We start from the raw sequence: 17,139 nt of genomic DNA, 5'->3' as shown, positions 1-17,139 counted from the left end.
TCAATACTCTACGAACAATATATTGTAAGGCAGTTCATTATGCCAACAATAAGAGTAAAAAACGCAATGATTAAACCAAACATGCGTGACAATAGTAAAGACATTGTATCGGCGCGTTGGAGCAACGTTGAGATAAATAAACCATTCAGTCCATCTGACGTCATCATTCCGAACATAAACACAACCCCTAATAATCCTGAAAATAAAAATCCTGCCATAGTTTTAGCTGAAAGTGAAAATAAAACGACCTGACTTACTGTGTCAAAAGAAAAAGCAAAGAGTATCCCAATAAATACAATATAGATGGGATTAATATTTTTCTTGATTAATTTTCTGGATAAATAATTTTTAAAACTGGTAGGTATTGGTGATTTTGCTGGTGATTGAAAAACGTTCCAAAGAGTTAATGAGCCAAATACAAAGAGAAAAGTAAGGGAGATGCCGTCTCCAACCCCGTTTAACCATTCTGGAATGTAGGTTGGCGTAAATCCATTACCGATGATTAGACTGATTAAAATGACTACCATGCCATGTCCCAAGGAGAATAAAAAACCTACAATTTTAGAGAGATTCCGATGTGGACCAACGATTCTTGTCATCGAATCTATAGTTGCCAAATGATCCAGATCAAAACCATGGCGAACTCCTAAAAAGTACGCCATTATAACTGAAAGCCAGAGTGTTTCTTGCATAATTATTCTTCTTTTTCAGCGCATGCATTTCACATGGTTACCATTTAAAGATTTCCTGGATAGTTTATTCTGCATCATTAGTTAAATCTATTTTAATTTTTTTGCCCCATGTCAATCTTAATGCATTAAGAATTGCAAAAATATCAATTAGTTCTTGCAAAAGCGCACCGGCAACAGGATTAATAAATCCCATCGCGGCAAATATCATACCAATAAGACTCAGAACCATCCCTCCAAGAGCACTTTGCAATGCGATTTTGCGGGTATATAAGCTGAGGTGTATTAATTCGTCTACTTTGCTTAATGTATTTCCCATAATTACCGCCCCTGCTGCTTCAGCTGTAACACTACTGGCTTGTCCAAAAGCAATTCCAACTGTAGCAGCTGTTAATGCCGGTGCATCATTAATACCGTCCCCCATAAAAACCGTTGGAGCCTTTAATCGTTCCTGTCGAACAAGAGCAAGTTTTTGTTCAGGACTTTGGGATGCGTGCAGTTCAGTCACCTTTAATAAACCACCTAAATAACTCACTTCAGATTCACGATCACCTGATACAAGCATAATCTTTTTAAATTGATGATAGGGAGCTAGATGACTGATAAATGATTTGCTATCTGCGCGAGGAGCATCGTGAAAATGTAATGCAGCAGCATATTCGTTATCAACTAAAACAATGCATTCCAAACCAGGTGTTGTAGGAGGAATTAAATTGGCATATTGAGGGCGGCTTTCTAATAATTTTTTTCGTCCGGTAATTTGAATGAGATGTTGATTAATAGTGCCTTGCAATCCTTGGCCAGGTTCTTCAGAAACATTTTCTGAGCTAAGTAATGTTATATTATCTTTTTTTGCCGCATTTAATACTGCATTTGCTAGCGGATGTTTAGAATATCGCTCTATACTCGCAACATATTGGAGGACTATTTCTGGTGTATAATTTGATGCAGTTATAATTTCAGTTAAAGTCGGTTTCCCATAAGTAAGAGTACCTGTTTTATCAAAAATAGCAGTTTTACATGTGATTAATCGTTCCAAAACGGTTGGATCTTTAACGATAATGGCTTGTTTCGCTGCTCTTGAAATGGCACTGATCAAAGTAATTGGAATAGCTATTAATAATGGACAAGGTGTAGCAATCACGAGAACAGAAAGAAAGCGTAATGAGTCGCCGGTAAAATACCAAGCAGTAAATGCAAAAGTAAGTGCAACTGGCGCAAAAATTGCTCCAATTTGATCTCCTAAACGCCTAAGTGAAGGCCGTTTTTGCTCTGCCTCTTCAAGTACTTTAACAATAGCGGCAAATCGTGAATTTGAAGGTAGGGAGGTTGTTTTTACTGTCAACAAAGACTCCCCATTAATAGCCCCAGATAAAACATGGGTACCTGGTGCTTTTGATATTTGATAAGGTTCACCAGTCAGGTAAGACTCATCCATTGAACCATGTCCCTCTATAACGATACCATCTGCCGGACAAATTTCATGAGGATAAATCAATAGTTCATCATGAATATGAATTTCTTGTAATAGAATATCTTCCACACCTGTTGCTATTTTTCGATGAGCAATTGATGGCATACGTTCTACTAGGGTGAGTAACACGGAAGATGCTTTACGCATTGCGAAAACTTCTAAAGTTTGACCGCTCGCTAGCATTAAGATAATTAGGGAGGCGGCAAGATATTCATCCAAAAAAACACTGGTTAGTAAAGCAATTGCTGCTAATAGATCAGCCCCTAAATTTCCCTGAAATAATTTAAACAAAATTTGTAAAAATAGTGGTATTCCACCGACAATGATGAGAAAGAACAGTGGAAATAATGATGATGAGGGATCAAAAAAACGCATAAAGAGGTGTGCACTAATAGCAATTAATGAAAAAAACGTAATATACGATTGCCATTGATACTTATATTGGATCAAAGCCATTATACTCCATTGAGTTAAGTAAATTTTTTAACATAGTTCAACAATTCCTTTTGCAAGAATATTAGAAATATCTATTTGGTTCGTGGAGTGTATTATAGTATTGCAGGTAATTAATTGCTTTGCTCCTGCACGTAAGAGCATATTCTCTGTTTGGATATTAAAAAGGGCGTGGACGCTCGTGCTCTTGCAAAATATCAGAATGAATAATATTCAAGCTTGCAATTATAGTTTTTTTATTTAACCGAACATAACCCGTGCTTGTATTTCAAATCCTTCCGAGATACAAATAAAACAATCTGATCGTATAAAAAGAATAAATTCTTGCTTCGTATCAATTCCTAATTTGACTAATTTTAGTTTATTTGACCCATTATACGAATTGTTATTCATCTTAATTCTTCTTGATCTAAGTAGTTGGGGATTACACAATTCCAATGAAATTTTTGTTCAATTTTTACTTTAAGCGATTGGGTAGACTCTTTTTCACCATGAGTAATAAAAACTTTTCGGGGGGCATTTCTTATGTGGGCTAACCAAGACAATATTTCAGTATAATCTGCATGTGCGGATGTATTTTCCATTTGTGTTACCTCAGCACGGATTGGAACCATTTGTCCAAACATTTTTATTTCTTTCTCACCACGAATAATTCTATCGCCACGTGTCCCGCCAGCTTGAAAACCACTAAACAGAATAGTGTTTCTATAATTTGACGCAAAATTTTTAATATGATGTACAACTCGACCACCGGTGGCCATGCCACTTGCGGAGATTAAAATCATGGGCATCTTTTGCTGGCTCAGTGCAATTGATTCTTCTGCAGTACGCACATATCGTGCAATACCAAAAATTTCAGCGCATTGTTGTGCAGTTAATCGACTTTCATTTGCATGATGAGAAAATATTTCTGTTGCATTAGTAGCCATTGGACTATCAACAATAACAGGAATATCTGCAATTACTTTTTTTGATTTTAATTGTTGAATGTAATACAACAAAGACTGTGTGCGACCGACTGTAAAAGCAGGGATTAAAACGATACCACCGCGCTTTACTGTGCGATTAATTATTTCTTCAAGTTGTTTCTCAGGATTTGTTATATCATGTAAACGGTTACCATAGGTTGATTCAACAATTAAATACTGAGACTCTAATGGTGCTTGGGGAGGATTCATAATGGGATCCTGTGCTCGGCCAAGATCTCCTGAAAAAAGTACAGATACATTGTTATGACAAATTTGTATAAAGGATGCTCCAAGAATATGGCCTGCATAATAAAAACTTGCATAAAAATCATCATGCATTTTCAATTGCTTATTGAAATCTGTAGGATGAAAGTAGTTGAGTGATAATTCGGCATCTTTTCGAGTGTAAAGAGGAAGGGCTGGATGATGTTTCGAATAGTTTCTTTTATTCGCATAAAAAGCTTCTTCTTCCTGAAGATAACCGCTATCAGGTAATAATATTTTACATAAATCATATGTAGCCTCAGTACAAATTATTTTTCCATGAAATCCATTTATTACCAGTAGTGGAATATATCCACTATGATCAATATGAGCATGTGTAAGCAAGACATAATTAATATTTTGAGGCTCAACAGGTAACGAAATCCAATTTCTTAAACGAAGTTCTTTATAACCTTGAAAAAGACCACAGTTGGTTTAGGAGAAATCTGAGATTCCATAGTGGCAAAAGAATTTGAAATAGGGCTATAATGAATTGAACGGATGTTTTTTTATCACAGGGAAGGTTCCAAATGAGAAAGATAGTTCAATGGGTGGTTGAATTTCTTGATGCTATTGTTGGTGTTGCGGAAGATAAGCCTAATAATTGTTATATTGAGGCTCAGAAAAAATATGAAGCAGGTTTGATAAGTCCGTGCGAGTATAATGAAACTTTTGAACGAAAAAAAGATGTAATTTAAGAAACTATAATGCTGTTGCTGTCCTTGACAACACTTTTTATCTTTTGCTGTATTTCCTTCTGCTGAGATCCTTCTCTAGTAGGGATAGGTTTTATTTTGGGATCAAGTTCTACTAAAGTATTTTGCTTGATACTATCCGTATTTTCACATTCCGTTGAATTTTAGCCGGATTTGCTCCTGCATGCATAGATCAATTAATGATCTGTTAATGTTAATAATGTACAATCGTGCTCATTAAAATATGAGCGATAAGAAACATGGTTATTGTTATTGGTGCAGGTCCCAGTGGACTTTATACTGCAATTCAACTCAAAAAAGCTGGGGTTGAAGATGTTGTTGTTTATGATCCACGAGCAGGAGAATATGTTAGACCGGGTCATATAAATTCGACAGTGCTTGAGCGTGCTGAGTGTGGTGTGGGCATCAAATTTAATTTTCCTAATAATAAAACAGCCCATATTAAGGATGTAGAACGGCTTTTATGGAAACATGCTTTATCTTTGAGTATCTCTGTCGAACAAAAAACATTTGTTGGTTTTAACCCGGAACCAAAAGGATTAATTGTTGTTGATAAAGAGGGCAAAGAGGAAGTAATCGCCTGTGATTATGTGATGGATTGCACGGGAAGTAAGCGTCTTGTTGTAAATGCAGTGAATGAGTTTAGCCAGAATACCATTAAACCCTTTAAAACTTCATTGGTGACAGAAGATGTTACAGTTCAAAATCACCTGCTTGCGTATGTGAAAATAGATCCACGATCTTTAAAAGTCAGTAACAATGTACGGCCTACTCCTATGGATATTAGTGGAACATCGCCCTTAGAGTTTGTTCGGGGAATTGAACGTCTGCGTCAATTTGGTTGGCATGAATTCGCTTGGCCACGATGTTATAACATGCCTTTTGGAAAAGACAAGGTTTGTTTTTATGTAGAGGCACCTGATGATCTTCTGTCTGAACAGAAAGAAGCATGGCTTCAAGCAGTCTTGGAAACCAGAACAGGGGATGATGGAATTAGCTTTCAATTATTGCCCGACTCAAAAAAATATAAAAGTAAACCGAGACTTACCACATTTTCTGTAAATCCAAGAGAACTGAGTCCATTTTCTCATCAAGAGCAAGGACTACCTACGGTAATTACTCAAGGTGATACTCAAATTGATCCCAACTATTTTTTAGCGCACGGGATCATCGATTCTTTTGATCGTATTGATCAGATGATTAAGGGAATGAAGATTTCAGACGGTAAAATAAATTATTTTCAGCAACAAGATTATGAGCATGATGTGCAGCACGATTTAGAGAAACATCGTGAGGAGTTGATTGCACACTATAAAGAAAGAAAAGAATATTTTATTGCTTGGTTGCAAAAAGCTAAGAATTATTATGAATTAGCTGGAGAACGGACAAGATTGCCCGAGGAAAAACTGCTTTTCGCTGAACGCTTAAAAGAAATTGAAGGCCGGATAGCTTATCATAATGCATTAAAGATAATTCGGGAAAAAATTTCGATTGTGCCTAAATTATTAGACTTAATTGAAGCAAAAGAGCGCTTAATGTTCTCCCTGCAAGAATTACCCAGCCCTTCTAAGGAACGAGAGGATGCAAGTCGGAAATTAAAACTACTACAACCCATGCTTCAAGATGTCGGGGAAAAATTATATGAAGAAGATAATTTTTGTTTGGCGTTGGAAGCTTATCAAGAAGCCTTAAATTTATCTCGTATGCAAGTGCCTAGAGAGGAAACGATTGAAGTGCTTCTGCGTTCAAAGATTATTTCATGTTTTCGAAAACTGCATTTGCACGATAAAATTTTATCAGAAGCTAGAGATGTATTAGATGCTTGCGCGCCTGGGGGGGAAATTCAGAAAGAAATTATCCTTAATGGAATTAAAGCGGTTATGGAAGAGCTTTTATCCAATGAAAAAGATAACCAAATAGTAGCAAAAATGTCTCTACGAATGGTGGCTAAGTTCTTTTGTCAGTATCAAGAATTGATTCAACAACACTTAGGACAAGATTTAGATGCAGAACGCTTGGAAATGATATCAATTTTAGGAAACTGTAATTCTCTAAGAGAACAAGGGGGGGAACTTTTTGAGCAAGGGAAATTCGATCTGGCTCTTAATACCTATCAAGATGCCTTACTCACGCATCGTTTATCTACCTATCCTTCCAGCATAGATTGGGAAGGAAGTTTATGTGCCAGCATGATGGTAGTTTATCGTAAAACAAATCGATTTTCAGAGGGACTTCCATTTGCGAATGAAATTTTATTAAACCCAGATTTACCAATTGAAGCAAAGAAAAAAATTCTGTTTCATGTTGTGAAAGGGGGGGTAAATGCAATAAATATCATGAGAGAGAACCAGCCAGATTTATCCTTGATGAAGGAAATCCAACAACTTTATATAAGGCACAAAGAATTTCTTAAGAGCGAATTGCAAGGCTCCTTAAGAAGTGAGCTAAATATTTTAGATTCTCTATTTGGTGCTGTGGTTTCAAAAAGTATAGTGGTTAACTTAAGTTAAAGCGAATCTAAATGCGATGCGTTACTCCGGAGTGAAATTACATCGCTAGGGTGCACCATTTCAAGAGTATTTTTAAATTAATACAATCCTTGATGAGAGTATCTAAAGCAAGGCAAGTTGATTATTACCTTGGATTGTATTGTTTTGCTTGACCACCTAATTCGGATAAAGATAACATGGTGAATACTTCAGGTAGGTCAATCCAATCAAGATTTAGAGTAACATTTAAATAAAATGTGGAATGTCCGCTTTCAAGCTTGAATCGGTCTTGATAATATCTTTGTAAGTACCTCGTTTAATGTATAAAATTCCTATTTGCAGAGAAGTTTTTTCAACTAAAAATCGGAATTAGGGATGATTAGATTGTGATTTTGAAATTAATTATTCATACGTTTCTAACGTTATTAATTATGGCGTTTTTTCTTTTTATACCTGTCGGTACTATCAATTGGCCAAGTGCATGGATCTTTCTTTTTCTTCAAGGAGGTTTTGGACTAGCGATTGGTTTTTGGTTGGCCAAACATGATCCAGCATTATTAAAAGAAAGGCTATCTTTTGTTATTCAGCGCGGTCAAAAAAAATGGGACAAAGTGGTTATGATACTTTTCTCAATTTTACAAATTACTTGGTTACCCTTTATCGCATTCGATGTGGCTCGTTCTGAGAAAGACATGGTCCCTTTTTTAATCAAAGTGCTGGCAGCTATTCTAATGATAATAGGATTCTCTATTTTTTATTTGGTATTTAAAGAGAATACTTATGCTTCTCCTGTTGTAAAGATTCAGAAAGCACGAGAACATAAAATTGTTACTACTGGTCCTTATCACTATGTTCGTCATCCCATGTATTCTGGAGCTACGCTCTATTTTCTTGGCATACCCTTATTACTAGGTTCATGGTATGGTTTACTTTTTACTTTCCTTTTAACAATTCTGCTTATCGTACGTGCTATGCTTGAGGAAAAAGCACTCACTGAAGAGTTTTCAAACAGTTATATTGAATATGCCAAACGTGTTCACTATCGTTTTATTCCTTTTGTTTATTAAGCGTTATTGACGGAGAAGGTGTTAATTTAAGACTCTTTGCAATTATTTTAATTTTTAGAGTAGGAATTTATAATGAAAATTTTATTAACTGGCGCTACAGGACGGCTTGGCAGAGAAATTTCAAAATTCCTAAATACTCCGAGCAACAAAGTAGCTCTGCATGGAAGAAATCTAAATGGTTTAAGTAATTTAGCTAAGTCTTTAGATAAAAGTGAAGTTATAACTGTTGCTAACGACTTATCTTTTCCTGAGGCAGCTGAATCTATTATTCAAGAGGTAATTCATCATTTTAAAGGGTTAGACGTTCTAATTAATAATGCGGCTTGTTTCAATTTTGGAAATTTTATAAATATGCCCCTTCCAATTATAAAAGATACTATTCAGACTAATTTGGTATCTTTAATCATGCTTACTCGATTAGCTTTACCTCACTTGATCGCGAGTAAACAAGGTATAATAATTAATATTGCCTCCATAGCAGGGCAAGACTATATTCCTGGTGCAGCAACTTATTGTGCAACCAAACATGCAATTTTCGGCTTTTCCGGATCATTATTTGAAGAAGTAAGAGATCAAGGGGTTAGAGTGTGTACCATTGCTCCAGGGCAGCTCACAATATCCAATGTAAATGAGGCAAATACAATCCCCCCTATAGAACTGGCTCAACTTGTAAATTATGTTCTTAACTTTCCAGGCATTAAAAGTTTTCCCCGTGAGATAATAGTTGGAGCCATCTAATATTCAATTTGTTTTTATATAAGTAAGATGCAAAATTCAGAGAAGACACGTATCAGTCTGCAGTAAATTCTCTAAGAGAGGCTTTTACGTATTCACTATTGTCTTGAAGTGCTAAAGCCAAGTCAGCAGAATTATCCTGATAATTTGATAAGATTGCTTTCCACGCTATTGCCCTTAATTGTTCGTTGGCATGTGTCATAGCAATTTTTCGTATGAGGTCCAAACTGCTTTTATCTCTTAATTTGATTGCGGTATCAATTAAAGTGCGCATTTGAGTTAAACGGTCAAGGTTACCTAAAATTATTTTGGCTTTTCCATTTTCTCCAAACAATTCAAATTCATATTGGCGGCGTTTCGCTGGATGCGTTTTTGGCAAAATTAAATTTAGTGAAACCGTTATGGATTCAGGGGGATATTGAATATGAGCATCAGAACTACCATAATAATACATGACCTTCCCTTTGGTTAAATAGCTTTCCTCAGTAAATCGCAAATTTAATTCTTCTCCCGGTATTCCTTTTACTGAATCATAATCGTAATTATAAATTCGTGTCTTGTAACCGGGCCCAAAATAATTCACGGTAAAAAAGTCAAAGTTATGATCGTGCGGTTCAAAATAAGAAAAAATTTTAGCTTGGTTAGGATCTGGTAGAGGCATCCAAATTACTGCTCTTATCAAATAGTTACTACCTTTATGAATTATAATGGTGGAGGGTTTGAACTGATTATCTATCTGAAACGTATCAAAATTTTTTAATTCATTACTTAATTTTTTTGCCAAAAAAGTTTTATTAAGAGCTAATCGTCCTAATTTTCGGGCAATTGTTTCTAAGTATTCAGGTTTATATTCTGAGGATTTCAGAGCATCTATGATTGGATTATTATCAATAAATTTAACGAATCTCTCTAATGAAATGGGTTTTTTCACTTTAGGATAAAATGTTTCCGCCATGCGTGTTCCCCATTAACAATTCTAATGTTTTTTGTGAAGCCCGTCGTATTTCAGGATCATTATCCTGAGCCGCAATTTTTTGCAATATAGGCAAGGCACTCTTACCATTAATTTTATAGTAATATTTCATTGCTTCCCAGCGAACATGCGTATCATAACGCGACAAAATCAGTTTTTTTAAAAGCGGTTTAATTCCCTTGACATGCATCGCTTGAAATAATTCTAAAGTTAATCGAATTCTTGACGCGCGTACATCGGTGCTAATTCGTCGTATGGGGTTTAAAGAGTCATGGTTAAAGACCCAAGTAGTTCTTGCTTTTTTATCTGAGTGCACAATAAGCAATGGTGCATTATGTGATGCATTGTAAAAATCAAGCACTGAGGAAAATGCAGGTAAGCAAACGGGCTTGTAAGAGGGGAGAATTAAATCCTCTTCTTGCTTTAGAGGATAAGGTTTCTCATACAAATGATTCTGTTGTAGGCTACAATGATACAAAGGTATTTTAATGTCCACTTCTGATAAATTCATCACAATAGCATCTACCTCACTTGCCGATAAAGTGTTGGAAGATGACTTGCAGTGGGTAAAACGCATTAATAAATGAATGCCGGGTTGTTGATAAAAGTATATCTGATTGGCTTCAGTAACTTTATCGTTGACGGTTATTTCTATGAGAAAGTTATTAATCAGAGAAATGATGTCTTTTCTTTTTAAGTCGCTGAAAATTTGCGCTAAATCAAAAAAATTCTTACTCGGATTACTCATTGTTTCGTAAAAAATATGGCCGAGTTGGTAAAATGTGAGTGAACTCAAATGAATATCCTCCTATATTTATTTGAATATAGCTAAAAAATATTGGGATATCCATTCACAATATAACAATAAAGTCTCTAATCATATTTTATTTATACTAGCTATTGCCGCTGCAACTTCCGTAAACTATACTAAAATAAAAAGGGAAAAGCTAAAATTAAGCTTTATGATTAAATGCAATGAGGAGGTAATATGAAAGACGAAATATTCGATGAACTTCAAAACACCACAGAAATTCAATTTGTTGAATTAGATGATGTTTCAATTGCAGGAGCAGATGCAACTCAAATCACAGCACAAGAAGAAGGCCGAGTTTTAGGTTTTGGTTGTATTGATAGTGAATAAATAATTTTTTACAGGTTAGAGAGTAGTCTAAAAATTTTTTCGCACCTTGAAAAAATTTTTAAAATTGACTCTCTTGCTGTAATTTTTAGTTCTAAAGTTCAATTTTTACCCTGCAAAGCAATTTTTGGATTAAGAAGATAAGATTTGTAATTCTATATTTCTTATTAATTCCTGAATATTTTTATCCTGTTTTTCTAATTGAGAAAGAAGGGATTTATTTCCCTCTCCGGATAATACTTTTTTGACTGCAACAAAAAATTTTTCTCTGACTAGTAATGGATTAGAATGCTTGGTTGATTCGTCTTCATCCCACCAAAAATTCAAATTAATATTGATGTCACCAAGGTGGTTGAAGCTATGCAACCAATAGGCAGGAATAAATAAAACCTCTCCTTCACCTAATCTCCCCTCAAAGTAAACAACATTACTGTATCGAGGAAACTGAATGTAATCGGGAGCCTGGATATTTACTTGACTAAAGTTCGCTATTTCATTTTTACTGTATAAATTCAGATAATAATTTTGAGTATTTAATGGAGGAAATAAAAAAATGCTTTTTGAACCTTTAACTTGAGCATTCAAATTATGACAACCATTTTGATCATAATGCAACCACGATACAATATTTTTGGGGGAAATCCATAATCCTCCACTCTGCAGTTTATTTTTATCTATTAATGGTGGGATTTCGAAATCTTGCGTTAAAACATCAAGCTGTTGGTTATATTTTTTTTTATCAAACAGCGATAATTCATCTCCAGCTAGAAATACATTTTTAAACTCTTTTAGCAGCTCGATAAAATGAACGAACTTTCCCTCGTTAAAAAAAGCGTTTTTATCCATGGCTCTTTCATCTATAAAGCTAAGATCGGGATACACGTTTGATTTAGAAATATAATAACGTACTTTAATTTGTCCTATAGTTTTTGCAAAATAATCCAGGGACCATAATTTATATCCTCTCCAAAATTCAACAAAATCTTTTATAATTACAGGAGTGTTCCGCAAAACATAGTTAGAATGAAACTGTTCTAAAGTGAGAGAGTTTACATGATCAATAACCCCGATTTTTTTCATACTAATGCCTTATAGTTGAAAAGACTAATTGAAAATGTAAATCTCTCTCTTAAAGAGTTTAATGTACTCACACAACTTCCGTTATTTAATTTTCTATTTTTTCTTTAAATGAAAACAAACAGGTTCTTTCTTCGGGTTTTCCTTGAGCGTCAACCCAATTGACTACCATCATAAGTCCGCTTGCCGCCTCATCTTTATTTGTTTTGCTTTTTGAGAATCCAACAATGACGTCAGCCGTATCTTGACCATTGAACTGCACTTTATGCCTTACTAAAACTTGATCATGATCTGAGTAACTCTTCATAATACGTTCTTTGTGACTGATAGCATGTCCACCAGGGAGAATAGTGTGTTTACCTTTTTCCCAAGTAAAGTTTTTTTCTTTTAGAGCTTGGCTAAAGATTTTCTCGCAATCAGGGGAAGAACCATCACTTATTAGTTCAAGATCCATAATTTTTGTGTGAACATCAGTTTTAGAGGCCTGTGTATCAGAATTGTTATCATCAGCCGCGTATGCAAGATTCATTAATAAAACTGAGGCCAGCATCGCAATCATCTTCTTCTTCATTTTTTTCTCCTTGGTTTGTATATACTTCTAAGTACTACCCTACTGCTACGCGCTACGTAAGGCAAAAAAGCCAAGATGCATAGTCCCAATAGGCTTCGATGTGTATCCGCTCCTATTCAGGGAAGCGTCTCAGTACTTATCGTCTTCTCCTAATTTCATCAATAAAATTTATTGAAGTAAACAATTAAAATTTAGCACCTACTTGGCTTCTGCGCAATTTAACTTAAGTTTTAAATTTCCTAAGTGAGGATAGCCGTCCAGGCAATCAAATATGAGATAAGGGGCATTTGACAACTCCCATCGCTACCCTACATGATCCTAATAAAGAAATTTATGGCGTAGATAAGGCATTACTTGCTGTTATATGGAAATGGGTCATTAAGCTTAGGTTCCTAGTCCCTCTAACAATAAAATCAACAAAAACCCAACGAAAAAGCATAAAGTAATCGATGGCGTTTCACGAACCTCATGAGCTTCGAGCAATAGTTCTTCGGTGACGAGATAAAGTAATGCTGCTACACCAAAAGATAAAATTCCATTGGTAACAGTTTGAGGTAAATGAATTAATAAACTTGCACCGAGACCTGCGCCAATAGGAATCAATATTGCTAAAATGAAACTGGCTAACAAACGAATAGGTGTACTTACTTTCCTAGCTCCTAATGTGGAAGTAGTCGATAACCCTAAAAAGAAAATTTCAATCGAAAGAGCTATGGCTATAAGTACCCCGCCTCGTTCGCCTGCCAAAAAAGAGACACCAATTAAAATACCATCTACTAATAAATCAATTCCAACTGCAGTTAATAATCCCCATGATATACCGGTTTTTTCTTGTTCAAGATCTTCCAATCTGCTGGTTAACCATTTCAAGAATAACATTCCGAGAATACCTATTGAAAAACCAATAGTAAGAGCAAGGGGATCATGATAAGCGCCAATTTTGGGCAACAATTCTTTTGCTACTGCAGCAAAAACAACTCCAGCAGCAAAATGTTGCGTAGCACTGGTTATTTGATTACCTGGCTGGTAAATACTAGCAATTCCACCACCCATGAACATTAATGCAGCAGGCATTAAAGAATATAGTATAATAAACGCGATAGATGGACTCATAAGTAATTTTTTATTTAGACATATTTACAGAATAATGAAACATATGAACTGATTCAAGTATAACAAGAGTTGTCACATTAGCTCGCTCGAAGGGACCTAAATTATATCGCTATAGTTCACCGTCCCAAGAATATTTTTTAAATCAATCTGACCATTGATAATGACAATGCCTTCTTTTTCTAACAGTTCTTGAAAGATTGATTGCTTACAGTCGACTTGCTCATTTGATTTTCACAATGCGCAAACTTGTTAATATTTTGTTAATTTTTCTAACTTAGAATGTTCAACAAAAGAGTGCGCTGAACTACATCTATGAGAATTTATAGTAAAAAAGAGTTAGGGTTTCAAGAGGTTTATACTCATGAAGATGTTCTCCCAAAGGGTATAGAGAAACCAGAGAAGAAGCCGTTTATCATCTTAACATTGCCAGCTGATACCCAGAATATTGATTATCTAATTCGGAATTTTTCCCTCTTTAAAAAACTGGGATACACTGAGGTTCAAGATCAGACACAAATTTTAACGATTACCAGTAAAAGAAAAGTTGGGATTGTTATCAACGCAATTCTTTCAAGTCCTGATTACAATCATGAGCAAAATACTCATTTACTCAATAACTTAATGTTGTTACACCAAGAGCTGACTAAAGAAGAAAAAATTTACCATCCACCTCATAAAAGTAAAGAGCGCACACAATATTATCCGGTTCATAATAAAATTATAAGAGAAACAGGTGCACCGAAACCTTCTCATAGCGCTGAGAAAGTAAAAAAAGTTGATAAACAAAATATAGAAATTCTAAAAACAGAAGAATCTGGAAGAAGAATTACTGAAATAGAAGCCTTCAATGGCATATGTTATCGCCTTCTATTAAATGACCGCACACCCAGAGTTAGAAGCGTACATGACAGTCAAGGACGGCGTGTTGGGGTTATTTCTAGGGCAATCGATAATTTTCAATCTTTACATGATTACTATCTAAAACAGAGAAAAAAGATTGGTTACATGCGTTCGCCACCGCAGATAGACCTAGTAAAATCAGGTATTGGCAAAATATTGGGCGCTGCTTATACTGAGGAAGAGAATGATCTGCATGGTGGTAATATTGGCTATGATCCAATCAATTTAGTATCCGATAAAATTGATCATGATCAAGCAACCTGGCCAATCACATCAAAATACCAAAACAAAAATCCTGATAAACCACTTTATAAGAATGGCGAAAGAGCCTATGGTATAAAACCTAAAGATGCTTTTCCCATAACTCAAAGAGATATTACAAACTTCCCGCATTTAAGCGATGCAAAACCGCGTAATTTTCCTGATGAGACGGATGGAGGAATTTTAGATCTGGCTGGGATTGAGGATAACCCGGATTTTATCAAAGATGTTTTTTCGGTTTTTCTTAAAAGAGCTTTATTCGACGAGCAAATTTATCGAGCCATTGCCGATGAAACAATTGAGAGTCCTAAACTACGAGAAGAATTGGTAACCCACAAAACCCAACGTAGCTATCTGCTAAAAGCAGAACTTAGAAAAAACAGAAAATTTTTAAATTTTCTTATCGAAAATCCTGATTTAAAAGAGCAAATTATTGATGAATTTAGAGAATATAATGCTGACTATAATGAAGATAGTCCTTTGCGTCTTGATCTTGAAGATTTAGGAAATAAATTTGATACTCTTGTTGAGCAAACATCAGAACAAATAGAAGTGTCAGAAGTGGCTGTCAAGCTTTTTGAAACTTATTATAGTCCTGATCAAAATGTAAATGTATATGAATACAAAACAGCAAGAGATTCATTGCTACGAAAAGAAGAAACCAAAAGACATCTCAAATCAGAGCTTCATGTTAATGATAATGAAGCCGAGTTTATTTTTAATAAACTCAAGAGAACGTGGCTGCTAAATAATCCAATAAATTTTCAAGCGAATAGGATTGGGATTGAGGCAAATGCAGAAAAAATTCTCAAGAGCATTTTTGTAGATATCATTAGACTCAATGGTAAAGTCGGAGTCTTCGGTGGAGAAATACGTAAACTAAGTAAAGACCATGAAATTAAAATACCAAAAGGTGCTGCTGCTATTTTTGATCTGTATCAAAAACATCAAAGGGGTGAGCTTCCTTCTGCAGTTGAAGCCTTAGAGGCGATTATTGCACAGGCAGCCGTTGCAAACGCTTATCAAGGACATACTTTGTTTAATCGTCGTCAGACTGAAACATCTGATTTTTATAATAATATTGTTGCTATTCAGCATAGAATACTTTCTGAAAATGTTAGTGAAGCAATAAAAACAGAAGAGCAACTCTACGGAATCTGTTTATAAAGTACTCATAGATCTTACTTTGATCTTTTGCTAATATGGAGTGTGTTTTCAATAAATCTTGGATACTATGTTGGAAGCTCTAATCCAATGCAATAAAATCTGAGGATTCTCTATCAATAAACTGTTTTATCAATTGTTGCCAAAAAGGGCGATACAAAGTATTAAATAAAGGATGTGAATCATCAACGGGAAAACAGGGGCCATGATTTACTTCCAGTAACCAAAGCTTACCATTTTCTTCAACCATAAAATCAAAACCAAAACAGGCAATCCGAGGCTGGCTATCTTGCCAAATGGTTGCAAATTGATTTTTCAAGGTCTTTATTATGAGCTGGCAGGTGGAAATAATACTTGATTTATAGGGCTGGAAAATTGCCATCTCATTACTTAAGCGTTGAACGACATTAAATCGTTCATCACTAAGATGTTCATTAGTAAGATGAGCCTCCGGTTGGTTGAAATTATCCTCTTGATAAGGTTTTAAGGCAATATTCAAATAGCCACTAGGAAAAAGCGCTGATCCTACATGAGTAGATACAACTAACAATTTTCTAATAGAAAATTTATGACCCGACTCTGGCCCTTGGATTAGTAGCGGCTTAACAATATAACGTTGCAGAACTTGGGGGCCTCCCATACGCTGATGTGAGAGAAAATGTGCCTCAATATCATTTAAATTATGAAATATATGAATATGCTGACCGTTATTTAACATGGATGGTTTTAATATCCAAGGTGTGTTGGCAGAATGTGAATTCTCAATTTTAGCTAATACAGAAGGCCAAATCTGATCATCGATAAAAAAAGTCTTAGGCATCAAATATTCAAGCTTATTTGCTTGTAAAAAGGCTGCCAGCAAATGTTTGTATTCCAATGTTTCGCTAATCACTGATGGAAACTGAAGCCAGGCTTCATTAACCAATGCCAGAGCCGAAAACCTGCTTGGCTTCCATCCATCGGCCTTCAAAAAACGCGCTAAGTTAGCATGCGTTGGCGAAGTTTCTGCTACTAAATGAAATTTTCTCATAATCAATTGTATTGTTAATTGTTCAATTCGGGTTGCTCATAACAAGTATAGCCCTGA

Annotated in this window: 15 protein-coding genes; 6 read left to right on the top strand and 9 right to left on the bottom strand. The window is 35.2% G+C overall.

Annotated elements, in window-relative coordinates:
• Window positions 1–8: 8 nt before the first annotated feature.
• From Ltuc_RS07955 to Ltuc_RS07945, 3 genes are all read right to left on the bottom strand, one after another.
• A complete protein-coding gene (locus Ltuc_RS07955) occupies window positions 9–692 on the bottom strand; it encodes a HoxN/HupN/NixA family nickel/cobalt transporter (RefSeq protein WP_058520741.1) in 684 nt (227 codons plus the stop codon).
• A 64-nt stretch (window positions 693–756) separates the two neighbouring features.
• The gene (locus Ltuc_RS07950; protein ID WP_058520740.1) at window positions 757–2,619 is read right to left on the bottom strand and encodes a heavy metal translocating P-type ATPase; all 1,863 of its coding nucleotides are present in this window, start codon (window positions 2,617–2,619) and stop codon (window positions 757–759) included.
• Window positions 2,620–3,005: 386 nt separating this feature from the next.
• The gene (locus Ltuc_RS07945) at window positions 3,006–4,232 is read right to left on the bottom strand and encodes an MBL fold metallo-hydrolase RNA specificity domain-containing protein (RefSeq protein ID WP_420798252.1); all 1,227 of its coding nucleotides are present in this window, start codon (window positions 4,230–4,232) and stop codon (window positions 3,006–3,008) included.
• A gap of 146 nt (window positions 4,233–4,378) precedes the next feature.
• On the opposite strand from Ltuc_RS07945, the gene Ltuc_RS15540 reads away from it, so the two are divergent.
• The 4 genes from Ltuc_RS15540 to Ltuc_RS07930 all read left to right on the top strand — a co-directional run bounded on the left by Ltuc_RS15540 (window position 4,379) and on the right by Ltuc_RS07930 (window position 8,858).
• Window positions 4,379–4,546, top strand: coding sequence for a hypothetical protein (locus Ltuc_RS15540; RefSeq protein ID WP_165480996.1), 168 nt, complete (start codon window positions 4,379–4,381; stop codon window positions 4,544–4,546).
• Window positions 4,547–4,803: 257 nt separating this feature from the next.
• The gene (locus Ltuc_RS07940; RefSeq protein ID WP_058520739.1) at window positions 4,804–7,074 is read left to right on the top strand and encodes an NAD(P)-binding protein; all 2,271 of its coding nucleotides are present in this window, start codon (window positions 4,804–4,806) and stop codon (window positions 7,072–7,074) included.
• Between the two features lie 365 nt (window positions 7,075–7,439).
• Entirely contained in the window at window positions 7,440–8,120 is a 681-nt protein-coding gene (locus Ltuc_RS07935; protein ID WP_058520738.1) for a methyltransferase family protein, read from the top strand.
• A 72-nt stretch (window positions 8,121–8,192) separates the two neighbouring features.
• A complete protein-coding gene (locus Ltuc_RS07930) occupies window positions 8,193–8,858 on the top strand; it encodes an SDR family NAD(P)-dependent oxidoreductase (protein ID WP_058520737.1) in 666 nt (221 codons plus the stop codon).
• 52 nt (window positions 8,859–8,910) lie between these two features.
• Here the strand turns inward: Ltuc_RS07930 and Ltuc_RS07925 are convergent, their stop codons facing one another.
• Together Ltuc_RS07925 and Ltuc_RS07920 are read right to left on the bottom strand one after the other, a co-directional pair.
• Window positions 8,911–9,810 (bottom strand): hypothetical protein, encoded by a 900-nt coding sequence (locus Ltuc_RS07925; protein WP_058520736.1) that lies wholly within the window; start codon window positions 9,808–9,810, stop codon window positions 8,911–8,913.
• Entirely contained in the window at window positions 9,788–10,624 is an 837-nt protein-coding gene (locus tag Ltuc_RS07920; protein WP_058520735.1) for a HEAT repeat domain-containing protein, read from the bottom strand. The genes Ltuc_RS07925 and Ltuc_RS07920 overlap by 23 nt, the downstream gene beginning before the upstream one ends.
• 192 nt (window positions 10,625–10,816) lie before the next feature.
• Here Ltuc_RS07920 and Ltuc_RS15535 point away from each other — a divergent pair, with 192 nt between their 5' ends.
• Window positions 10,817–10,969, top strand: coding sequence for a hypothetical protein (locus Ltuc_RS15535; RefSeq protein ID WP_165480997.1), 153 nt, complete (start codon window positions 10,817–10,819; stop codon window positions 10,967–10,969).
• Between the two features lie 129 nt (window positions 10,970–11,098).
• On the opposite strand, the gene Ltuc_RS07915 is transcribed toward Ltuc_RS15535, so the two are convergent.
• From Ltuc_RS07915 to Ltuc_RS07905, 3 genes are all read right to left on the bottom strand, one after another.
• Entirely contained in the window at window positions 11,099–12,046 is a 948-nt protein-coding gene (locus tag Ltuc_RS07915; RefSeq protein WP_083498062.1) for a cupin-like domain-containing protein, read from the bottom strand.
• 85 nt (window positions 12,047–12,131) lie between these two features.
• Window positions 12,132–12,614, bottom strand: a complete 483-nt coding sequence (locus Ltuc_RS07910; RefSeq protein WP_058520734.1) for a hypothetical protein — start codon at window positions 12,612–12,614, stop codon at window positions 12,132–12,134.
• Window positions 12,615–12,998: 384 nt separating this feature from the next.
• A complete protein-coding gene (locus Ltuc_RS07905; RefSeq protein WP_058520733.1) occupies window positions 12,999–13,727 on the bottom strand; it encodes a ZIP family metal transporter in 729 nt (242 codons plus the stop codon).
• A gap of 312 nt (window positions 13,728–14,039) precedes the next feature.
• On the opposite strand from Ltuc_RS07905, the gene Ltuc_RS07900 reads away from it, so the two are divergent.
• Window positions 14,040–16,055 carry a hypothetical protein gene (locus tag Ltuc_RS07900; RefSeq protein WP_058520732.1) on the top strand — a complete coding sequence of 672 codons (2,016 nt, stop codon included), beginning with the start codon at window positions 14,040–14,042 and terminating at the stop codon, window positions 16,053–16,055.
• A 79-nt stretch (window positions 16,056–16,134) separates the two neighbouring features.
• On the opposite strand, the gene Ltuc_RS07895 is transcribed toward Ltuc_RS07900, so the two are convergent.
• Window positions 16,135–17,082, bottom strand: a complete 948-nt coding sequence (locus tag Ltuc_RS07895; protein ID WP_058520731.1) for an ATP-grasp domain-containing protein — start codon at window positions 17,080–17,082, stop codon at window positions 16,135–16,137.
• Between the last annotated feature and the right edge of the window lie 57 nt (window positions 17,083–17,139).

It is taken from the genome of Legionella tucsonensis (genome assembly GCF_001468035.1).
GTDB classification, from domain to species: domain Bacteria; phylum Pseudomonadota; class Gammaproteobacteria; order Legionellales; family Legionellaceae; genus Legionella; species Legionella tucsonensis.
The sequence above is the reverse complement of the archived record's forward strand: the minus strand, read 5'-3'. Positions and strand labels throughout refer to the sequence as shown.

Coding starts and splice junctions, on each gene's coding strand:
- Ltuc_RS07955 (WP_058520741.1), bottom strand. CDS start 692: ATGCAAGAAACACTCTGGCTTTCAGTTATAATGGCGTACTTTTTAGGA.
- Ltuc_RS07950 (WP_058520740.1), bottom strand. CDS start 2,619: ATGGCTTTGATCCAATATAAGTATCAATGGCAATCGTATATTACGTTT.
- Ltuc_RS15540 (WP_165480996.1), top strand. CDS start 4,379: ATGAGAAAGATAGTTCAATGGGTGGTTGAATTTCTTGATGCTATTGTT.
- Ltuc_RS07940 (WP_058520739.1), top strand. CDS start 4,804: ATGGTTATTGTTATTGGTGCAGGTCCCAGTGGACTTTATACTGCAATT.
- Ltuc_RS07930 (WP_058520737.1), top strand. CDS start 8,193: ATGAAAATTTTATTAACTGGCGCTACAGGACGGCTTGGCAGAGAAATT.
- Ltuc_RS07925 (WP_058520736.1), bottom strand. CDS start 9,810: ATGGCGGAAACATTTTATCCTAAAGTGAAAAAACCCATTTCATTAGAG.
- Ltuc_RS15535 (WP_165480997.1), top strand. CDS start 10,817: ATGAAAGACGAAATATTCGATGAACTTCAAAACACCACAGAAATTCAA.
- Ltuc_RS07915 (WP_083498062.1), bottom strand. CDS start 12,046: ATGAAAAAAATCGGGGTTATTGATCATGTAAACTCTCTCACTTTAGAA.
- Ltuc_RS07910 (WP_058520734.1), bottom strand. CDS start 12,614: ATGAAGAAGAAGATGATTGCGATGCTGGCCTCAGTTTTATTAATGAAT.
- Ltuc_RS07905 (WP_058520733.1), bottom strand. CDS start 13,727: ATGAGTCCATCTATCGCGTTTATTATACTATATTCTTTAATGCCTGCT.
- Ltuc_RS07900 (WP_058520732.1), top strand. CDS start 14,040: ATGAGAATTTATAGTAAAAAAGAGTTAGGGTTTCAAGAGGTTTATACT.
- Ltuc_RS07895 (WP_058520731.1), bottom strand. CDS start 17,082: ATGAGAAAATTTCATTTAGTAGCAGAAACTTCGCCAACGCATGCTAAC.